Annotated in this window: 20 protein-coding genes and 1 riboswitch; of the genes, 12 read left to right on the top strand and 8 right to left on the bottom strand. The window is 37.4% G+C overall.

The features are described 5' to 3' along the window. Window position 1: 1 nt before the first annotated feature. Together HCG69_RS07160 and HCG69_RS07155 are read left to right on the top strand one after the other, a co-directional pair. Window positions 2-631, top strand: coding sequence for a 4'-phosphopantetheinyl transferase superfamily protein (locus tag HCG69_RS07160; protein ID WP_221649478.1), 630 nt, complete (start codon window positions 2-4; stop codon window positions 629-631). A gap of 20 nt (window positions 632-651) precedes the next feature. After that, window positions 652-1,548, top strand: a complete 897-nt coding sequence (locus HCG69_RS07155) for a M23 family metallopeptidase (protein ID WP_221649477.1) — start codon at window positions 652-654, stop codon at window positions 1,546-1,548. 158 nt (window positions 1,549-1,706) lie between these two features. Here HCG69_RS07155 and HCG69_RS07150 read toward each other — a convergent pair whose 3' ends face one another. Both HCG69_RS07150 and HCG69_RS07145 read right to left on the bottom strand, forming a co-directional pair. Continuing rightward, a complete protein-coding gene (locus HCG69_RS07150; RefSeq protein ID WP_221649476.1) occupies window positions 1,707-1,928 on the bottom strand; it encodes a (4Fe-4S)-binding protein in 222 nt (73 codons plus the stop codon). A gap of 13 nt (window positions 1,929-1,941) precedes the next feature. After that, window positions 1,942-2,244 carry a GNAT family N-acetyltransferase gene (locus tag HCG69_RS07145; protein WP_221649475.1) on the bottom strand — a complete coding sequence of 101 codons (303 nt, stop codon included), beginning with the start codon at window positions 2,242-2,244 and terminating at the stop codon, window positions 1,942-1,944. Window positions 2,245-2,365: 121 nt separating this feature from the next. On the opposite strand from HCG69_RS07145, the gene HCG69_RS07140 reads away from it, so the two are divergent. Further along, window positions 2,366-2,851 (top strand): hypothetical protein, encoded by a 486-nt coding sequence (locus HCG69_RS07140; protein ID WP_221649474.1) that lies wholly within the window; start codon window positions 2,366-2,368, stop codon window positions 2,849-2,851. Window positions 2,852-2,930: 79 nt separating this feature from the next. Here HCG69_RS07140 and HCG69_RS07135 read toward each other — a convergent pair whose 3' ends face one another. After that, window positions 2,931-4,304, bottom strand: coding sequence for a tryptophanase (locus HCG69_RS07135; RefSeq protein WP_221649473.1), 1,374 nt, complete (start codon window positions 4,302-4,304; stop codon window positions 2,931-2,933). 293 nt (window positions 4,305-4,597) lie between these two features. Here HCG69_RS07135 and HCG69_RS07130 point away from each other — a divergent pair, with 293 nt between their 5' ends. Beyond that, on the top strand, window positions 4,598-4,912 hold the full coding sequence (locus HCG69_RS07130) for a type II toxin-antitoxin system RelE/ParE family toxin (RefSeq protein ID WP_221649472.1): 315 nt from the start codon (window positions 4,598-4,600) through the stop codon (window positions 4,910-4,912). A gap of 11 nt (window positions 4,913-4,923) precedes the next feature. Continuing rightward, complete coding sequence (locus HCG69_RS07125) at window positions 4,924-5,271, top strand: HigA family addiction module antitoxin (RefSeq protein ID WP_221649471.1); 348 nt, start codon at window positions 4,924-4,926, stop codon at window positions 5,269-5,271. A 694-nt stretch (window positions 5,272-5,965) separates the two neighbouring features. Here HCG69_RS07125 and HCG69_RS07120 read toward each other — a convergent pair. The 5 genes from HCG69_RS07120 to HCG69_RS07100 all read right to left on the bottom strand — a co-directional run bounded on the left by HCG69_RS07120 (window position 5,966) and on the right by HCG69_RS07100 (window position 13,719). After that, on the bottom strand, window positions 5,966-7,420 hold the full coding sequence (locus HCG69_RS07120; protein WP_221649470.1) for an MAC/perforin domain-containing protein: 1,455 nt from the start codon (window positions 7,418-7,420) through the stop codon (window positions 5,966-5,968). Window positions 7,421-7,481: 61 nt separating this feature from the next. Beyond that, entirely contained in the window at window positions 7,482-8,216 is a 735-nt protein-coding gene (locus tag HCG69_RS07115; protein WP_221649469.1) for a DUF4465 domain-containing protein, read from the bottom strand. Window positions 8,217-8,255: 39 nt separating this feature from the next. Beyond that, on the bottom strand, window positions 8,256-10,217 hold the full coding sequence (locus HCG69_RS07110) for a YncE family protein (RefSeq protein WP_221649498.1): 1,962 nt from the start codon (window positions 10,215-10,217) through the stop codon (window positions 8,256-8,258). 12 nt (window positions 10,218-10,229) lie between these two features. Beyond that, window positions 10,230-12,278, bottom strand: coding sequence for a TonB-dependent siderophore receptor (locus HCG69_RS07105; protein ID WP_221649468.1), 2,049 nt, complete (start codon window positions 12,276-12,278; stop codon window positions 10,230-10,232). Window positions 12,279-12,448: 170 nt separating this feature from the next. After that, a riboswitch (cobalamin riboswitch) is annotated at window positions 12,449-12,659 on the bottom strand. Window positions 12,660-12,789: 130 nt separating this feature from the next. Beyond that, window positions 12,790-13,719, bottom strand: a complete 930-nt coding sequence (locus tag HCG69_RS07100; RefSeq protein WP_221649467.1) for a DUF5106 domain-containing protein — start codon at window positions 13,717-13,719, stop codon at window positions 12,790-12,792. Between the two features lie 484 nt (window positions 13,720-14,203). Here HCG69_RS07100 and HCG69_RS07095 point away from each other — a divergent pair, with 484 nt between their 5' ends. The 7 genes from HCG69_RS07095 to HCG69_RS07065 all read left to right on the top strand — a co-directional run bounded on the left by HCG69_RS07095 (window position 14,204) and on the right by HCG69_RS07065 (window position 20,387). After that, entirely contained in the window at window positions 14,204-14,719 is a 516-nt protein-coding gene (locus HCG69_RS07095; RefSeq protein ID WP_007486614.1) for a UpxY family transcription antiterminator, read from the top strand. A gap of 54 nt (window positions 14,720-14,773) precedes the next feature. Then, the gene (locus HCG69_RS07090) at window positions 14,774-15,229 is read left to right on the top strand and encodes a UpxZ family transcription anti-terminator antagonist (protein WP_221649497.1); all 456 of its coding nucleotides are present in this window, start codon (window positions 14,774-14,776) and stop codon (window positions 15,227-15,229) included. Window positions 15,230-15,539: 310 nt separating this feature from the next. Then, window positions 15,540-16,424, top strand: coding sequence for a glucose-1-phosphate thymidylyltransferase RfbA (gene rfbA / locus HCG69_RS07085; RefSeq protein WP_221649466.1), 885 nt, complete (start codon window positions 15,540-15,542; stop codon window positions 16,422-16,424). Between the two features lie 138 nt (window positions 16,425-16,562). Beyond that, window positions 16,563-17,111 (top strand): dTDP-4-dehydrorhamnose 3,5-epimerase, encoded by a 549-nt coding sequence (rfbC, locus tag HCG69_RS07080; RefSeq protein WP_221649465.1) that lies wholly within the window; start codon window positions 16,563-16,565, stop codon window positions 17,109-17,111. A 133-nt stretch (window positions 17,112-17,244) separates the two neighbouring features. Continuing rightward, entirely contained in the window at window positions 17,245-17,967 is a 723-nt protein-coding gene (locus tag HCG69_RS07075) for a hypothetical protein (RefSeq protein ID WP_221649464.1), read from the top strand. A 17-nt stretch (window positions 17,968-17,984) separates the two neighbouring features. Continuing rightward, complete coding sequence (locus HCG69_RS07070) at window positions 17,985-19,502, top strand: lipopolysaccharide biosynthesis protein (RefSeq protein WP_195661174.1); 1,518 nt, start codon at window positions 17,985-17,987, stop codon at window positions 19,500-19,502. Window positions 19,503-19,517: 15 nt separating this feature from the next. Continuing rightward, window positions 19,518-20,387, top strand: a complete 870-nt coding sequence (locus tag HCG69_RS07065) for an alpha-1,2-fucosyltransferase (RefSeq protein ID WP_221649463.1) — start codon at window positions 19,518-19,520, stop codon at window positions 20,385-20,387. Window position 20,388 lies beyond the last annotated feature (1 nt).

Raw genomic sequence — 20,388 nt, 5'->3', positions numbered from 1 at the left:
TATGGCATTATTTCTGCAGCATAGAGAGCCTTCTTTCCAATGGGGAATCTGGAAGATGGAGGAACCGATAGAGGTTTTACTTGGTTTGCTTCCGGAGAGAGCGTATTACGAAGAGGAGTTACAGCGTTTTAATGCTCCGCACCGTAAACAGGAATGGCTTTCTGTCCGTGCGTTACTATTCCACTTGGTGGGTGTGCATAAAGAGGTGTGTTACGAACCAAGTGGAAAACCTTATCTGGCAGATGACTCTTATTTTATCAGTATCTCACATACTAAAGGTTACGTAGCTGTTATCTTGAGTGAAGAGAAACCGGTAGGTATTGATATTGAGCAATATAGCCGGCGTGTATACAAAGTGGCGCATAAGTATATGCGGGAGGATGAACAGCTCGTTTCTTATGGGGAAGATGATACCTGGAGCCTTCTGTTGCATTGGTCAGCCAAAGAAGTCATGTTCAAGTGTATGAATACTCCCGAAGTAGACTTTCGGGAACATTTGCATATCGAACCTTTTACAACAGAGCAACAAGGCGTTCTTCTGGCTCACGAATATAGAACGGAGCAACGGCGTAACTTCCGGATTCATTATCTGATTCATCCTGAGTTTGTGATGACTTGGCAGATTGATTAAATATAAAAAAACAGAATACTATGAAACTAAAACACTGCTTAAGTACTATTCTTTTCCTGATGCCCATTTGGGTTGTAGCTCAGAATAGTCCGGTTACGATTACTTACGAACGTTCGGGAAAAGGAGAGGTGACTTTTTATGCTGATAATATATCATATACTCCCTATACGGTTGCTTTGACCTTTACCCGTTTGAGTGGTACCCTCTCTCTTCAGGAAGGAGATATCCATAAGGCAACCGCATTCTCTCGTAGAAAAACACGATTACTGACCTTGAAGCCGGTTACAGAAAATGCAGGTATAGGTTTCTCTTATCGTTCTAATATCACTAAAGGCGACTGGCACGCTAAAACGGATACTAATTTTGTATATCTCTTTCCGCTTACAGAAGGCAAACGGGTACGTATGAACCACATGGTCTCTTTGGAAAAGGTGCTGGGTAGTGATGATAAATCCCGGCTTACAGGCATCTCATTTCAGACTGCCGATGGAGATACTATCGTAGCTGCTCGTCGTGGCATTGTAACCGAAGTACAAGATAATTCAGCTTCAGAAGCAGAGCATAAGAGCTTTAGTGCAAAAGAGAATTTTGTAGAGATATGCCAGGATGATGGTACTTTTGCCCGTTATATCTTGTTTCGTGATAATGGTATTTTGGTCTCTCCGGGAGATCAGGTTATCCCCGGACAACCTCTTGGAATCATTGGCGGGAGTAATTATGAACGAGGTTCACATCTGCGTTTTAGTATCTATTGTCCTGACATGCGTAAGTTCACGTTTGTTCCCTGTTTTTATCTTTCTCCGGGGAAGACGGGTAAACCGGCTGTTGGAGAACTCTATGTTTCTGAACACCCTCAAGAGATTATCATGCAGGAGATGAGTAAGAAGGAGAAGAAAAAATATATGGAGGAGCATTAAAGGCCAGAGTATGCTGAAGGTAAAATTAGCTATTCATAAAACGCAGATTTACTCAGATTTACGCAAATGTTAATTGGATTTGCGATAATTTGCGTAAATCTGCGTTTCTAAAATTACACATTTGTTACTTTAGCAGACTTTCTATATAGTTTCCTTTTCTATTTATTTTTATTCATTTTATAACTTAATGCTCCCGAAGGGCATTTTTTGATCTGTGCAATCAATTCTTCTGTGGTTGCGTTTTCAATTTGTATCCACGGTCTTTCTTTGGGGTGGTATACATTAGGTAACATTTTTACGCAAATACCTGCATGCTGGCAAAGTTCAGGTTGCCATATAATGGTCATTTCACCATTTGAATATTCTATTTTCTTTCCCATATCTTTTTAATTTTTATTGAATATGAAAACCTTTCATTACGATACGTCTCCATTCCGGATGTTTGTGAATATATCCGGCTACAAACGGACAAAGTGGCACCAGACGTAAGTCTTTTTGTTCGATGTCTTTTAGTGCTTTCTCTACCAACTGGGAGCCTATTCCTTTACCTCCCAAAGCTCGTGGAACTTCAGTATGAGTCAGGTATATTTCTCCGTTCGGGGTCTTTATATATTCTATTTTGGCGATGTGGCCATCAATGCGAAACTCGTATCTTCTATTTTCTTCATTGTCAATGAGTTCATAATCTTCTGCCATAATTTTCTACGTTAATTGTTTAATATATATTTTATAAACAGATTATCCGGAGTTTTTGTTTGTCTCTTCTTTAGAAATTTATACATTTGGAAGATAGTATCAATTTAAAAACAAAACGACTATGGGAGTACAGAAACAAAACGGTTTTTGGGATGTGGTATTGAAACAAATAAATGATAAGTTGACGCAGATGCTTGAAAAACTGAATACAGAATTTGAGTGCGAATGCCTTCGTCATTATTTGATAGGAAAAGGAGAGACGATGGTACTTTCTGACGAAATTTTTCAGAAGGTAGCTGCTCATGCAGAACCTCAGTTTGCAGCCGGAAAAGGGATTGGATCTATTTCTTATGTTACGATCAATGGAGTGAAATATCGTTCGCAGGCGATTTCATTTTATGATAATACCGATTTTGATTATGCTTTTGGATGCTCTACTGTTTACTTTAATGCCGAAGGAAAGGCAGTTGGATTCAGAGATATCTATGATTTTGATGCGGCAGGGCATCGTAAAGAAATGGAAGAGAAGTTGACTGAGTTGATGGGGATTATTGGAAAATTCTTAAAGGCTCAGCCGTATGATATCGTTTATGGAACGTATCAATAATATGCCAATATGCTAATGTGCCAATGTGCCAATTAGCTGCGCTGTCACGCCGCATGGTAATTGGCACATTAGCACATTATTATAATCTTTCCAGTTGTACAGTGAAGTGCCTCATTAATGGAGCTTCCCATGCAATACGTACTCCACGTGTTACGTTTTCTCTGCGATCGTATACATTCTTTAATGCGGCGGCAATCACATCCATATGATTGTCAGTATATACACGACGGGGGATAGCAAGGCGTAACAGATCCAATCCGTTGAAGCGATTCTGTCGGGTTACCGGATCACGGTCTGCCAGCAGGTATCCTATTTCGCATCCACGGATACCGGCTTCCAGGTATAATTCAATCGTTAGTGTTTGCGCCGGAAACTCTTCTTTCGGTACGCAGGTCAGTACCTTCGGAGCATCTACAAAGATGGCATGCCCTCCGGCAGGACGCTGGTAAGGGATACCATATTCATCCAGTTTCTTTGCGAGGTATTGCACCTGATGGATACGAGTTTCAAGATTATCGAATTCAGTGTTTTCATCCAGACCGATAGCAAGAGCATTCATATCGCGTCCGTTCATTCCTCCATACGTAAGATACCCCTCATATTGTACACAGAAGCCTTTTGCTCCTTCATACCATTCTTTACGACGGGTGGCAATAAAGCCTCCCATATTTACGATACCGTCTTTCTTGGCACTCATGGTCATACCATCTGCTAAGTCAAACATTTCGCGTGTGATCTTTTTGATTGTTTTATTCCCATATCCCTCTTCACGCGTTTTGATAAAGTAGGCATTTTCGGCAAAGCGGGCTGAATCGAAAAGTACCGGTTTATTATATTTGTCGGCCAAAGCACGTACTTCCCGTAAGTTTTGCATAGAAACGGGCTGTCCGCCGGCTGTGTTATTGGTGATGGTTACTATGATAAAGGGAATTCGGTCGGCATGTTCCTGTAAGGCTTTCTCTAACTTGGCAGGATCTACGTTCCCTTTAAAGGGAATTTCCAGTTGTGTTTGCTTCGCTTCATCAATCGTGCAATCCAGTGCGAGGGCTTTGCGTCCTTCGATATGACCTTTGGTAGTATCGAAGTGTGAATTTCCCGGTACGATATCTCCTTCGTGTACAAGATAAGAGAATAGTACATTTTCAGCAGCACGTCCCTGATGGGTAGGAATAATATATTCGAATCCTGTTAACTGGGTGATTTTGTCTTTTAGCTTGAAGAATGAGGAAGCTCCGGCATAGCTCTCGTCTCCTAACATCATTCCTGCCCATTGGCGATCACTCATAGCTCCGGTACCGGAGTCGGTGATGAGGTCAATATAGACTTGTTCGGCTTTTAGTTGAAATACATTGTAGTGTGCCTCTTTTATCCATTGCTCACGTTCCTGACGGGTGCTTTTGCGGATGGGCTCTACCATTTTAATTTTCCATGATTCAGCAAAAGGTAATTTCATTTCCTTAGATATTTGGTTTTACTTGCCGAATTTACTGTTTTACTTTGATATAGGCAATGAAATACTGACTTTTTGATAGGATGGGGTAATAAAAAATACCTGTTGCATTTGGAGTGAATGCAATAGGTACTTGACATGGAATTGAAATTCTATTAAACCTGTACACCGGATGCAGGTGTACGATAACGAAAGAACTTTTAGGCTGGGAAATGCATAAATCATAATAAAAAAGTTCGCAATATTTGCGAATGCAGGTAAATGGTGTTATATTTGTATTTGTAAAGCTAATCGATATGGAGATAATTTTTGATAAGGAGTATTTACGAGATTTATATATCACAGGAAAGGCGGATAAAAAACACCGTTTTCAACCGCAGATTATTCGTAAGTATATTCGCATCATTGATTTGATGATTGAAAAAGCTGATGTAACGGCTCTCGCACAATATAATTCGCTGAATTATGAGAAATTAAAAGGTGATAAAGCGGGATTATCCTCGGTAAGGGTGAACGATCAATATCGTATCGAGTTCGAAGAACAAATCAAGGATGGCGAAATTATCGCAACAATATGCAGCATAACAGAATTGTCGAATCATTATAAATAGGAGGAACAGATATGAGTACTACCAAACAAGAGATTAACCCTCAAATGATTGCGAACAATCTTACTCCCGCATACCCGACACATCCGGGTGAGATTTTGAAAGATGAAATCGAGTATAGAGGAATATCGCAACGAAAGCTGGCAGAGCAAATGGGGTTGGCATATTCCGTTTTGAACGAGATATTGAATGCCCGTCGTCCAATGACGGAAAAAACTGCATTACTCTTTGAAGCCGCCTTAGGGATTGAAGCAGAACCGTTGATGCGCTTACAGTTGAAATATAATATGCAAACCACTCGTAAAGATGAAACGTTTATGAAGCGGTTGGCGCAAGTACGCAAAATAGCTGCGGCTCTTTAATAATAAGAATTGTGGCTTTACTTTATTATTCACATTCCTGAGGGTGCTTTTACGGATGGGCTTTATCATTTTATTTTCTATGATTCAGCAAAAGGTAATTTCATTTCTTTAGATATTTGGTTTTACTTGCTGAAATTAGTGCTTTTCTTTTTCATGTGCAATGAATTTATGTCTTTTTGTTGGAGTAAAGTGCTTTTAGATATGTTTCGGTACGGAAAATCTGTAAGGTGTGAAGCTTTAAAAGAGAATATGGAAAGTGAATAATTGATTATAGATTGCTCAACCATAATTGTTTTTCCAAATTTTAGGAAATTGGTATGTATGAATTTACGTTCTATTACTTTTTTCTATGATCAATATGGCTTTTTTATTTGAATCAACTTATTGGTATATTGTTTGTTTTGAATTATTGTGGAAGAGTAATTATCTTTTTTATCACAATATTTGTTTTCTAATTCTTGATAGCTTTGGTAAAATAGGGAAGAGTACACAAAACAGAAAATGTATGGACATGCATTTGATAGTAGTATGTAGACTATTGAATGTTGTAATATAAATTTAGTAAAAAGAAAAAAATAATGCTTATGTAATATGATGAAAAAATAATAGGAAGAAAATTATATTCCATTTTCTTCCTATTATTTTATCTATATATTTTCCCTAAGAAAGTATATGTTTTTGGGTTGAGTAATTATTAGATGTTATTAGAAGAAGAACACCAATAGAGCTTGTTATCATCAATTACAGTTGAGTCTTTGTAGAATTTAAGATCAAACGATGAAAGATATAAATTATTGGCAATGTTTTTTAGTCTGAAGTAATTGTTCCCATTTACAAACTCTATTTTCCAATGTTGGGTATTATTGTTCTTGTTAATTGTAATTTTGCAAGTATTATCTAGATATTCGTTTTCTCTTCTTTTCAATTTTATATAATCGTTTTCGAGTTCTAAAAGAAATAAACCTGTTTCATTGTATGGAGGTCTTAGATACATGATAGGAAGAAGAACTGTATTTCCTCCAGAGTTTGGGAATTCAGTTAAGAAACCTTTTCCGGATTCATTAGAATTGAATTTTGTGTAAGGTGATGTGAGAATTATTCCTATAGTATAATTAGTTTTTTTTAAGCGTAACGCTAATTCTATTTCTTTTTTCTTTGATAAATCATCAATAAATTCACTTAATAGATAAAATTTAGTATCAGGATTACCTATTCCTATTAATGATTCGGTCTCAGTTGTTACACTATTCATCCAACTTGCGTAATCAAAAGTTACATTATCTAAATCTCCATTAGCATTTTGACTTATTATAGATGTAATTACTTGAGAACCTCCTTGTGTCTTGATGTATATGTTCACATTTTTAAAGCTGTTAAATAACTTATTATCGTAATGTACATTTGCTGTAATTGATGACATTAAAAAGTTAGATGAAGCCTTAAAGTCTAATAATTGAGTAGATTCTGTACTTGTATATTTTCCGGTATAGAATGCTGAAAAATTACCACCTAATAAAATATCAGTCATAACATGAGTACCGTATTTTTCAAGTAAATCTTTACCGGATAAGTTTTTTAAATCAGATAAAAATTCATCAGTAAAAAAATATTTCAACCTTGAAGGTGTTGTATATGGCAAGGTTATTCGGCGAGTCATTTTTAGTGCATCTACTCTATAGAAGGCATCTCGATTTTCGCTTGTTCCGCCTGAATTTATTGTTGCTTCTAAATCTAAAGAAAATAAATTTAAATCTTTTGTTCCGACTTTTGCAGTGGCATTAATATTAAGGTTTTCAGTTAATGTTCTTACGGACGAACCATATACTGTTTTTGTTTCGGTTTTACCATGTAATAAAGACGTTTCTATTTTTGAAGGATTGAAAATAACTTCTTGTCCTGTTATTGGATCTCGTCCTAATCCTTTTTCTAATCGATCTAAATCTATTATTTTAGCTTTCGCATACAATGGATCTTTAAAATCAGAATAGAAACAATTGTATCCATATCCCAATAAATCATATACTCCATCGCCTGCACTTCGTGTAGTGGGAGTATTTTCTTTTTCAGTATTCAAATCTGTAATGATTTCATTGTCTGTACATGAGAAGATAAAAAAGGAGAGAAATAAGGTAGCAATAAATGTTTTCATAATTTAAATTGTTTATGTGTAAATGATATTCACTCTTAAGAGTGAATATCATAATAGTTTTTTATTTTTCGATGAGGGTGATGCCGTCAAGACAGAAAAAATTGGCAGTTCCCGGATCTGAAGAACTTGTAACAAAGTTTATTTTAACTGCATTTTTCAGAGATGACATATCAAACCATACCCAGTCTTTTATAGGCAAATCAGTATCCGTTTTATAGTCTGCCAATAGATATTCGAGTCTTCCTATCTCTTTATTTTCACTATTGTAACCAACTGCTATAGCTTTAAACCAACTTCCAGCTTTAAATTTTTTAGCATATCCGTCTCCTTCAGTCATACCTATATAAGCCCACGTACTGTTTGTGATCCAAGCACCTTTAATGCTGTATTTATCCGGATTATTGATAGTCATAAATGCAGAGTTTCCCCATTCTCCTTCCGAGCTATTAGCAGCCAGATATACTTTACCTATTTTGGCTTTTCCACAAATAGGAGCCGGGCTATTACCTGTTTCATTATCAGTTTTGTTGGTATAAGTAAATGAAGCAAAACTGTATCCGCTTCCCCAATCTGCATAGGAATGTTCAAATGTCGCCAGGCTTTGAGAATCTTTGAACGTGTCTTTTTGGAAATTTATGCCGTTAGGTTCGCTTGCGTTAGAGATGAATTCACTATTCTCTTCCGTTAGTTGATTTTCAAAGCTAATAGTTACTTCATTTTTTACTTCATCGTCATCATTGCTACATCCCCAAAATACAAATACTGATAACAGCATTAATAAAGATAATTTTTTCATCTTGTTGTTTTGATTTAATAATTTATTAATTGAGTTTATTTAATTGTCGAAATGTAAATCTTCCACCGTCATTATTTCCGTAGAGATTTCTCCCATTGGTCCGGCATCCTGATTGACTGCGGTATATATTTTCACAAAATCAATTTCGTCCAGCATCACTTTATTGCCATTGGCATCCACTGCCCAGTCTATTTTAAACTGAGACATTTTCGTACTGTTCGGATGATTATCTGCATATCCCCAGGCATAACAATAACCTACCCACATACCGTTTTCCTTCACAGCATTGTCTTTCAGGCGTGTTCCCCGGAAAGTAATTTCATTTTCTGCTATCCATGCCGGATAGTATGAAGCTTGCGTATGGAAACTGTTTCGGAGAATAAATCCGTCCTTCCCCTGATTATCCGTCCAACGTACATTTGTGTTCGCTGACTGAGGACGATGATAGGTAATTTCATATCCACGCGTTTCCGTATCTGTGCCATACTCACTTCCTGCCAGTTCATACCATTCGTCATCCGGCAGACCATTGCCATTCACATCTTTTGATACCAGTACAATACCCGGTTCGGCACTACCGCCCGGTTTGCCTGTGCTTGTGCCATACATGTTATACGAAGCATTGCCGTATACTTTAAAGTCATACTCACCTGACACATTGCGAATCGGTTGATTGAATCCCAATATGATGTTTCCTCCGAATCCACCCAACGAGAGTAGAAAGCGATTCTGTATTCGCTCGGTAGCATATTCCAATACTTGCTCGTAGGTGAATCCTTCTTTGTAAGCGGTAGTAGTGGTATTGGTATATTGTGACGGAGCGGGATGATATTCCAATACCTTATTGGCAAAAGCGGCAGCCCGGGGATCTTCAGTTGACCCACCCCCACTGCTTTGTGAACTCTTATCAGAGAAGGCTATTGCATTCGGGTTTTGTCCGATACTTTGAAGACTGTATTGTAGTTCTCCTTGCGGATTGAAACATAATACATCTCCACTCACCTGGTAGTTGTAGGCTTCCGTGATGTATACGTTTCCGCTATAAGGATTGATGCAAATACTGTAAGGAGTATGTATTTCCGTACCGTCTGTAATGAAGTTCTCACGCAGAGTGGTTTCTGTTTGCAGATTGAATACTTTTATCTGTGCCGTCTGTGTGCCGTAGTTGAAATTATATAAATACGCAAGCTGGTCATTAATGGCAAAGTTCATTACTTTCTCGTTGTAAACTTGTGCCACTTCATCGGTGGTCGTATTTATCTGTACGAAGTTATAGTCTCCTGTGCTAATATTTTCTCCACGGGTAGCTACATACACATGACCGTATTCGTCTGCTGCTATTTTACCGGGATTGGGGCCTACCTGTATTTTTTTGATTTCCTTAAAGGGGTCTGTGCTAACAACGGATACGGTATTATCCACGCCTGCTCCGTCCCAGTCAAGTCCTCCGGAGTTGGAAACATAGAGTTTATCTCCCTGTACACAGATGCCGTCCGGGTTTCGTCCTACCTTGACATAATCCTGAACGACGAGTGATGTCGTATCTATCCGTGCTACTGTTCCGTCGGACGAACATACATAGGCTTTGTCTTTGTGGAAAGTGATGTATCGCGGCTGTCGTGAACTACCGCTTTCCGTCAGCATTGGAATCTGCTTTAGCGAAAGCCCCGATTGTAAATCTATCACCTCTATCTGGCTCGAAACATTGACTACAATATAAAGTTTCTCTCCGTAAATGGCGAGGTCGTTGGCAGTATCACCCAGTCCGCGACGATTGAGGTTACGGAAATAATCCAGGTTCATTTGTCTGTCTTTGAACGAATAACGCATCAAAGTACTGTTGTTCAGATTGAAAAGTCCTTCGTTGAGTACATACATTTCGGATGTTCCGGTCTCTGTGACATTTCCGTTACCACCACCGGGTGTATCCTGATCGATCATGTCATCACAGGCATGCAGCAGCAGAGAGAAGAGCAGATATATAAGATATTTATAGTTCATCATGTGGATTGTTTAATAAGTAACTTTCAGCGTGGCACGTACCGAACGTCCCGGCATGGGGAAGTTTCGGATGATTTCATAATTCTTATCTAACAGGTTGAGTACTTCTACACTCAGTGACGTCTGGATGTTCCGGATTTTAAAATCACGGCTTGCCGACAGACTGTGATCACTATAACCATCCAGACGGTTTGCACTTCTGTTTTCTCCTTGTGTGTAGCGTTTCCCGGAAAAGAGGAAGGCATAGGAGAAATTGATCCAGGGAGTTTCTATACCTGCTTGTCCCGAACCCGATACGCGGGGCGTATAAGCAATCTGATGCTTGTAGGTTCTTTTTTGAGGTTCATTCACCGGGTCGGTAACGTCCAGTGCACGCTGGTACGTATAGTTTCCAGAGAGGTTAATACGTAGTTTTTCCATCGGCTGTAGCGTTATGTTTCCGGTAACGTCTACCCCTTTTATCTCCACCTTACCCAGATTGGTCATACTCCATACAAAGATATCTTTTGTGGGAGTGGCGATAATCTTATCCGACACCTTATTATAATAGGCATCTACTGTGGCAGAGAGATAGGGGAGGAATTCGGAAATGGCTCTGCTGTATGTGACTCCAATATTGTATTGCCGGGTATTTTCCGGGCGCAGATCTATATTTCCTATTTTCCCATAATATAAATCATTGAAGTTGGGCAGGCGGAAAATGTCCTTATAGAAAAAGCGAATTCGGAATTCCTCGCTGCTGAAAGGTTTGAATGAAGCACTTACATAGGGAGTTAGTTTACGGTGATTGCCTGCACTGGCTCCTTGCTGAGTTTTTTCATTAATCACTGTAGCGAGTGCCGAAGCTGAAAGCGTCAACCATTCATTTACGTATTTTCCGGCTACTACCGTCAGCCATGAGTAGCGTGTAGGATAGGCGAATTCGTGCAGGTTGGCATTGAGGGTATTGATACTTCCGTCTGTAGAGAGTGAAAACGAAAGATTGTCCAACGCCCGGAAGAGTGCCGATGCTGACAGATAGTATTCCTGTTGATAATAACTGTTATCCTGTTTGCCTTCTGAGTTATTGTAAGTAGGGTCCAGATAACGCTGGTAGCTCCAGTTCCATTTTGCTGAGGTCTGGAACACCCATTGGCGGTTAAATTCCTTTTTGTACTGGCTTTGCACAAAAACGTTTTTATCCCATAAGTGCTGTGCCGCGTAGTCATAATACAGTGAAGTGGCATTGGGTAACCCACGTGATGATTGATAGTAATATGCTTTCATCCGCCACTGTTCCGTCGCAGAGAAGTTTCCGAATAGTCCGGCTTCGGCACGTAAGTTTTCTACCTGCGTATTTTTTCTTTTCTCGCGGGAAGTCATATCATTTTTATCACCATAATAGAGTGTGAAAGGATATTGGCCATCTGCTGACATCCATTCGCTATTGGCAGAGAACGCCCATTTCTTACTTATTTTTTGCTCTATCATTAGAGAAGGATTGATCAGCCCCCACGAACCGGTTTTAAAAGAACCACTGATGTTTGTTTTTTTATTGTCATTGAATCGTGGAGTCAACGTCTGGATATTCAGTAACCCTGCGGATGCAAAGAAGCGTGCAGGTTGGAATATGTTGTCGCTTTGTCCATTGCTGAGCGATAACCGGTCTACATTGTCTAATGAGAAACGTCCGATATCAATTTGTCCCGTTTGACAATCCGTTAAAGTAATACCGTCATATCCTATGGCTGTATGCTGTGCTCCCAGGCTGCGTAGAGATATGGTTTTCAGTCCTCCGATACCACCATAATCTTTGATGGTTACTCCTGCGAAATGTTTCACAGCATCAGAGACCTGTAATGCATGCAGGTTTTTAAGTTCTTCTTTAGAAAAAACTTGTATGGGAGCTGTCGAACGTACTTCCCGTGTCTGGTAGCGGTCGGCAACAATCACTTCGGGGATCGAATAAATATGTGTGGTATCCACTTTTTGCTGCTGCGCAGAAAGCAGAGGAATATAGAAAAGGTAACAGGCAACTGTACCCCAGAGTTTATACTTAATGATCTGGCTCAATTTGTTCATCTCATTAGTTTTGCATTAAAATGTCCGGGCGAAATCCCTTCGGCCGGACATATAAATAAACTTGGCAGAGTTTATTAAAAAAAATATACTTTCTCTGAATCAGAGTGGTGAATGAAATGATGGATAGAACTTATCCGGCTCATTAGACTCAACGCTTTTTCCTCGAAAGCAATGAAAAAAGATTGCATGGCAGGTCTTCTGACTTGTTCCTGTTACGAACGCCTTCCCAGGATTTCCCCCAGTGGCTAAAGTGGTAGTTGTTCATAACATAATTCATTGGAACTTACAGCAGCGGGACTGTTCAGGATTTACACCTGATTCCCTTTTAATCGCATTCTTCCGAATAAGAAGAGGTTGCGAACCAATGCACGGCAAAGATAGGAAGAAAATTCAGAATAACAAAAATAATGTGGTAATATGCCAATGTGTCAATATGCCAATGTGCCAATTACCATACGGCGTGGCAACGCAGCCAATTGGCACATTGGCACATTAACACATTGGCACATAATTATTGCATTGGCAAATTATTATAGATAGCCTGTGCTGTAGCATCTTTCAGTAATACCTTTTTGTTGGCATCCAGTAGATAAAGGGTTGGAATGGCTTTCAGGTCGTAGAGATTTTTTGTTTTGATGGTGAATGATTTATCGTATCCGTTAATCCATTCGGCAGGGAATTCACTAAGGTGTTTTCTCCATTCATCCAGTTCCTCGTCAGGATAAAGAGAGAGAATGGCTAATTTTTTCTTTTTTATCAATTCGCTTACCATGGGAATACTTTTCAATGCTTCTATTGTTTCCGTACAGGCATGGCAACCGGGATTGTTGATGAATAGGAGGGTATAGTCGGATTTAATCTGATAGAGCGTACCTTGTGCGCCCGATGCTAATGTATACGTAAAGTCGAGTGCTTTTGTACCTACGCGGTTTTTTTGTGCGAGTTCCAATCGGGCCTGTGGGCGAATCTTTTCAGTTTCACTCAGGATAGGAGAGGCTATCATTGCTTCCAATACCGGAATATAAAACTCTTCATTTCGCAACGGTGAGTTTGGATCATAGAGATATTTGTCTGCCAATTCGGTGATGTGGTCAAACATCTTTCTTTCTACTTCCGTTTTCTGGATTGTTTCTTTCATGACTTCCTGTGCTGTTTTCAAGGGGACATGATTCAGGATGTCGCAATAATCAGCCCAGGCTTGTTCGGTGATGTCCGGATGATGAATATAGTTAGTATCTGCAAAGTTGACATTATCCCAATAATGGCGTACCAGAAAATCAGCCCTTAATTCCGGAGTATTCAGCATGGCGGGGATAGCGGGTAAGGTGAATGTTTTAATACTGTCTTGTGGGATATCAGTAGCCTGACTAGTTGCATTTCCACTTTTGCAGGAACAGAAGCAAAGCATAAGAGCAATCGGAAGATACTTTATATATTTCATATTTCCAGAATTTTTATTGTGTTACAAATTTACATGATTATTCTTTCGGGGCAATAAAAAAGCCCGGGAAAGTCCTTTACTTTATTATATGATAACTAAATATTCCTTTTTAGTTAATTCGAGGGCTTTTTATCAACTATCCTATTTTTGTGTACTAAAAGTACGTATTTAACGCAGTGTTAAAATAGTATTTATTATACCCTTAATTACCTAATTAACATAGTATTAATTACCTATTCTTTAATGGCAAAGAATCCATACCGATGGAGAAACGAAATAAAATTATCAAAAATGTTTTGTTGTTTCATTTATCCGTTTTACCTTTGTCCCCGTCTAAAAAAGAACGTTCAGTAAAATTATATCTCTGTTCGTTTGTTGTCTGAAACAGTTTTTTAATTCTTTCGGCTTGAATGAGTAAGATGTCTCGTCCAAGCCGCGTAGCGTACCTGAAGGTTACTAAATCACCCCAATTTTAAAATCATAAATGTCTGAACAACAGGAATATTGGTTTGCTGCCCGAACCCGTAAGGATCAGGAGTTTGCGATCCGTAATTCTTTGGAGAAACTGAATGTCGAGTGCTTTATGCCCACTCAGTTTGTGATTCGCCAGTTGAAGTATCGCAAACGTCGTGTGGAAGTACCTGTTATCAGGAATCTGATATTTGTTCGTGCTACCAAAGATCGTGCTTGGTCTATAACGAAAGATTATAATGTTCAGTTATTCTATATGAAGGACCTCCGGACAAATAGCCTGCTCATTATTCCCGATAAGCAAATGCGTGATTTCATGTTCGTTATGGATCTCTCTCCCGAAAGTGTAATATTGAATGACGAATCTTTTGCTGTTGGAGTTAAGGTCCAGGTTGTCAAAGGAGACCTTTGTGGGGTTGAGGGCGAACTTGTCAGTATTGCTAATCGCACACATGTGATGATCCGGATTAATGGCATTCTCACTGCCAGTATTAAAGTTCCCAAAAGTTATCTGCACATCCTTTCATAAATAATAGTAATTGCTTACTACTGATTTCTAACTACGAAGTAAATGGATAAATTAATGAACCAGGTTCGGGAGTTGCAAAGCATCTCTCACGAATTATTGTATCTGGGTATTGATGGTACCCCTATCTATACAGATCGTTTTTGCCAACTTAACACAGAAGTTTTTCGCTTGTCCGAATCTCTTTTTGACAAAAAAGGAGAGACGGACGAAGAAGAGGCTTCACTTTGCCTTGCGTTGTTGATGGGGTATAGGGCCACAGCGTACTCGGATAGTAATAAAGAAGCAAAAATACAGGGAATATTAGATCGTGCTTTTATTGTCCTGGATCACTTGGGGGATTCAGTATTGAAATGCCGTTTGTTGCTCTCTTGTTATGGTGAAGTGTTTGATGAAGAATTGATAGAAGAGGTTCGGCGTATTGTTGATGGTTGGGGAGGTGGACGGCAGCTATCTTCGGAGGAAGAAACGGTAGTGGAAGCTTTGAAAGAATTAGAAGATAGTAAGTTGTAATATTTCGTATTCATTTAGTATTTCAATAGACTATTTTGTTATAGGATAATGGTGGAAAATATATACAATGTTGATTTGTTGTAACGATTTGATTACTAAATAGTTATGTTTTGCTAATTTTTCTCTACGAGGAATAGAGAGAAACTCTACGGAGATCGTGTCGATTCTCGTAGAGAAATGAGGCGTTTATCGTAGAGAAAAGAATAAGAGTTTCCTAAATTTGACAATATATATATTGAGAAGTTAATAGAATTACTTTTTTTATGTAAATTTTATTTTCTTATAATCTTAATTTTCAATAGATGGTTTTATGAAAGGAATTGTATTAGCCGGCGGTTCAGGCACCCGTCTGTATCCTATCACCAAAGGGGTAAGTAAGCAGTTGTTGCCTATTTTCGACAAACCCATGATTTACTATCCGATATCCGTATTAATGCTTGCCGGTATCCGCGAAATATTAATCATCTCCACGCCTTATGATCTGCCGGGCTTCCAGCGCTTATTAGGAGACGGTTCCGACTTTGGTGTTCGTTTTGAATATGCAGAGCAACCTTCACCCGATGGATTGGCGCAAGCATTTATCATCGGCGAGAAATTCATCGGTAATGATTCTGTCTGTCTGGTATTGGGAGATAATATTTTCTATGGGCAAAGCTTTACCCGGATGTTGAAAGAGTCAGTTCGTCTGGCCGAAGAAGAACAGAAAGCAACTGTGTTTGGTTACTGGGTCAGCGATCCGGAGCGTTACGGAGTTGCCGAGTTCGATAAGGAGGGGAATGTACTGAGCATTGAAGAAAAACCGGTTCATCCCAAAAGTAACTATGCCGTAGTCGGACTTTATTTTTATCCTAATAAAGTGGTTGAAGTGGCCAAAAATATCAAACCATCTGCCCGTGGGGAGTTAGAAATAACCACCGTGAATCAGGAATTTCTGAATGACGAAGAGCTCAAAGTCCAGTTGTTAGGTCGTGGTTTTGCATGGCTGGATACAGGTACACATGATTCTCTTTCGGAAGCCAGTACCTTTATCGAAGTGATAGAGAAGCGCCAGGGATTGAAGGTTGCCTGCCTGGAAGGTATTGCACTACGTCAAGGCTGGATAACGGCAGATAAAATGCAGGAACTGGCAAAGCCGATGCTGAAGAATCAGTACGGGCAATATTTACTGAAAGTAATAGACGAGTTAAAGCATTGATTATCAATCGATATAAAAGTGTACATTTTTGTATAACAAGAGTGTACACTTTTGCAGTGTAATAATGTACACTCCTGTCACACAAAAATGTACACCTTTATATTTCTCTTTTAAATCGTATACTTTTCCTATCAAATTATGAATATAATAAAGACTTCCATAGAAGGCGTAATCATTATCGAGCCACGTCTTTTTAAGGATGAGCGTGGTTACTTTTTCGAATCTTTCAATCAGAGAGAGTTTGAAGAAAAGGTCTGTAAAACGACGTTTGTTCAGGATAATGAATCCAAATCCGGTTATGGTGTGATTCGCGGGTTGCATTATCAGAAACCTCCTTTTGCACAGAGCAAACTGGTGCGTGTGATAAAAGGTGCAGTATTGGATGTTGCCGTAGATATCCGCAAAGGTTCCCCTACTTTCGGACAGCATGTGGCTGTGGAATTGACGGAGGAAAACCATCGCCAGTTTTTTATACCTCGCGGGTTTGCACATGGGTTTAGTGTATTGAGTGAAGAGGTTATTTTCCAATATAAATGTGATGAGTTTTATCATCCGGAAGCGGAAGGAGCAATAGCCTGGAATGATGCGGAGCTGGGGATTGATTGGAAGATACCAAGGGATAAAGTATTATTAAGTGAGAAAGATAGTAAACATCTATTGTTGAAAAACATTAATGATTTATATTGATGAAACAGAGAATTCTGTCTGTTTTATGTTGATTTGATGAAACTGATATTTTCAATTTTATATATTATTGAAGTATTGGATATATAGATAGATTTTTGAGCTGATTTATTATTAAAATAAAAATAGTTTTATTATGATACAAAAAAAACTATTAAAAATAAAAAGGGTTCTTCTTGATTTTAGAAAATATTCTTTGTTTAATACAATATATTTCAATTTTCATTATTTGCCTTTTAAGCAAGCTATATTTTTACCTATTTGGATTACATACCGAAACTATTGTTTATTTAAAGGTAGGTTAGTTATTGAATCGGATAAAATTTATCCTGGTATGATAAAAATGGGAGCTATTAATTATTGTTTTAATCGACCCAAGGGAGTTGCTTTTGTTAATAGAGGAGGTATCATAAAATTTAGGGGAAGTTGTTTTATTGGGAATGATAGTATAATTGAAATTGGTGAGAAAGCTATTTTAGATATTGGTAATGGTTTTGGTATGACATGTTCTGAATTAAAATGTTATAAAAGAATAACAATAGGTAGGTGCTGTGCTGTCGGCAAGAAGTCTAGAATAACAGATACTGATAGTCATGTTTTTAAAAATTTGAAAAAGAATACTGTTTCCGTTGCTACTCAGGAAATTATTTTAGGAGATAATAATTGGCTGGGTTTTAGGACATTGGTTTTAAAAGGAACACATAGTTGTAATGATGTTATAGTTTCGGCATATTCTGTTTTAACGAAAAGAACTGAATTTGTCAACAAATGTATTGTTTCTGGTAATCCTGCAACTATTGTAGGCGTTGGTTATTATAGAGACCCGTTTGATGAGGATCCTAAAGATCACGAGGATTAATTTTTTCTTACTACAGTATGGGGAATAAAGGACGTATACTAAAAAATACTTTCTTTTTATATATAAGATTAGTTGTAGTATTACTGGTCGGAATCTATACTACAAAAATTATTTTATCAGCTTTAGGTTTTGATGATTTTGGTATATATAATGTTGTAGGTGGACTTGTAACGACATTTACAATTTTAACATCTTCTCTTTCTAACGCTTGTAGTCGATTTATTACATATGAGATGGGGAAACAATCTGGAAACAGATTAAATTTAATGTTTTCCACATCTCTAATGATTATGGCTATTTTATCATTAATACTTGTAGTGTTTGTAGAAACTATAGGGTTGTGGTATTTAAATACATATATGAACATTACGCCTGATCGTTTATATGCGGCAAACTGGTGTTTACAATTTAGTCTGTTTACTCTGATCGCTCAATTGTTCGCTGTTCCTTATAATGCTTCTATTATAGCTCACGAAAAGATGGGAATTTTTGCATATATAAGTATAGTTGATGTATTATTAAAACTCATAATCGTTTATTTATTACAAGTATCTACTTTTGATAAGTTGATTTTTTATTCGTTTCTTTTATTTTTAGTATCTTTATTGATGTTGGGCATTTACATGCTGTATTGTACTCGAAATTTTTATGAAACGCATTTTCGGTTGATTTATGATAAAGCCGTAATAAAAGATATGTTTGGCTATGCGAGTTGGAATTTTTTAGGTGATTCTTCAATTCTAGCGAGGACGCAAGGGATTGATTTAGTGATGAATTATTTTTATGGTTCTGTTATAAATGCTTCAAGAGGAATTTCTGTTAAAATATCTACGATGGCTACTGGATTTGTTAGTAACTTTCTTTTGGCAATTAGACCTCAAATATTACAAAATTTAGCTCAAAAAAAATATGACGAATTATATGATTTAATTTTTTATGGTACCAGGTTTTCTTACTATTTAGTATTAATAATATCTATACCTATTATATTGGAAGCTCCTTTGGTTTTAAAGCTATGGTTGAATGAATATCCTCCGTATACTGTTGAGTTTGTGCGTTTAACTTTTGTAGGTACATTGTTGGAAAGTCTTACAGGTACTGTAGTAATAGCTATAGTGGGATGTCGTAATATAAAAAAATATATGATAGCAATTTTTTTTGTTAGTATTTGTACCGCGTTACCATTCTGCCTTTTATTTTCTTCGTTAGGTTTATCTCCTGTATTTGCTTTTATTTCTTCTTTGTTTCCTGTGCTATTTGGAATAGGGATTAAGGTTATATATGCTAAGAAAATGTTTAATTTTCCTATAGGCTATTTTTTGAGAAAGGTAGTAATGAGATTATTAGTTGTTACATTTCTTAGTCTACTTTTACCACTTCTTTTATATGTTACATTATTTCATAATAGTTATCGACTTGTAGCAGTTCTTTTTTTAGGGATGCCTTATGTTGCTTTTATAATTTATTTGTTGGGGTTAACTGGCAATGAAAAAAAACAATTATACCATCGTTTTTTCCATAAAAGAAAGATATGAAATTAATAAAGCGTTATGGATGTAGTAGTCATATTTAATGGTTTAGGTAATCAGTTATCTCAGTATAGCTTTTATTTGGCTAAACAGAAATACTGTAAAAATTGTACCTGTATTTTTGATTCGCGGGGCGTTAATAACCATAATGGTTTCGAATTGAATCGTCTCTTTGGCATTGAAATCCCCAATACTATAAAAAATAGAATTCTATATTGGCTATTTCAACTCAAAAAAAGAAAAATCGTATCTTCACTTTTATCATTACTGAAAATTAGAATAATAAAAGAAGACAACAAATATCTTTTTAATGAAGATTTGCTCGTTAAGAGTCCTTTGGGTATTAATTTTTATTGGGGAGGATGGCCTAGCGAGAAGCATTTTAAGGCAATAGAAAAAGAGGTGAAGGGAACTTTCTCATTCCCAAATTCTGAAGAAGATGAGGTGTTTAATAAAATAAAAACTGAAATAGAAAAGAATCCAACTTCTGTTTCGTTGCATATAAGAAGAGGAGATTATCTGAAGAAAACAAATAGCATTTATCAATTTGGAGGAGTTGCTACAGATGATTATTTTAAAAAGGCTATTCAATACACAATTAAGCATATAAATAATCCTTCTTTTTATGTATTTTCAGATGACATAAATTGGTGCCGAGAACATTTTATCGGTAATGAATATCACTTTGTTGATTGCAATAATGGTTTAAATTCATGGCGTGATTTATATCTTATGTCTCTTTGTCGTCATCATATTAATTCTAATAGTACTTTCTCATGGTGGGGTGCTTGGCTTTGTGAATATGATGATAAAATCGTAATTACTCCGGAGGAGTATATAAAAGATTTATCCACTCCTGATGTTTATCCAGCAGAATGGATTAAATTATAAT

Source organism: Bacteroides sp. K03 (genome assembly GCF_019734355.1).
Taxonomy (GTDB): Bacteria; Bacteroidota; Bacteroidia; order Bacteroidales; family Bacteroidaceae; genus Bacteroides; species Bacteroides nordii.
Note: the sequence above shows the minus strand (reverse complement) of the source record. Positions and strands in the feature narration are given on the sequence as shown.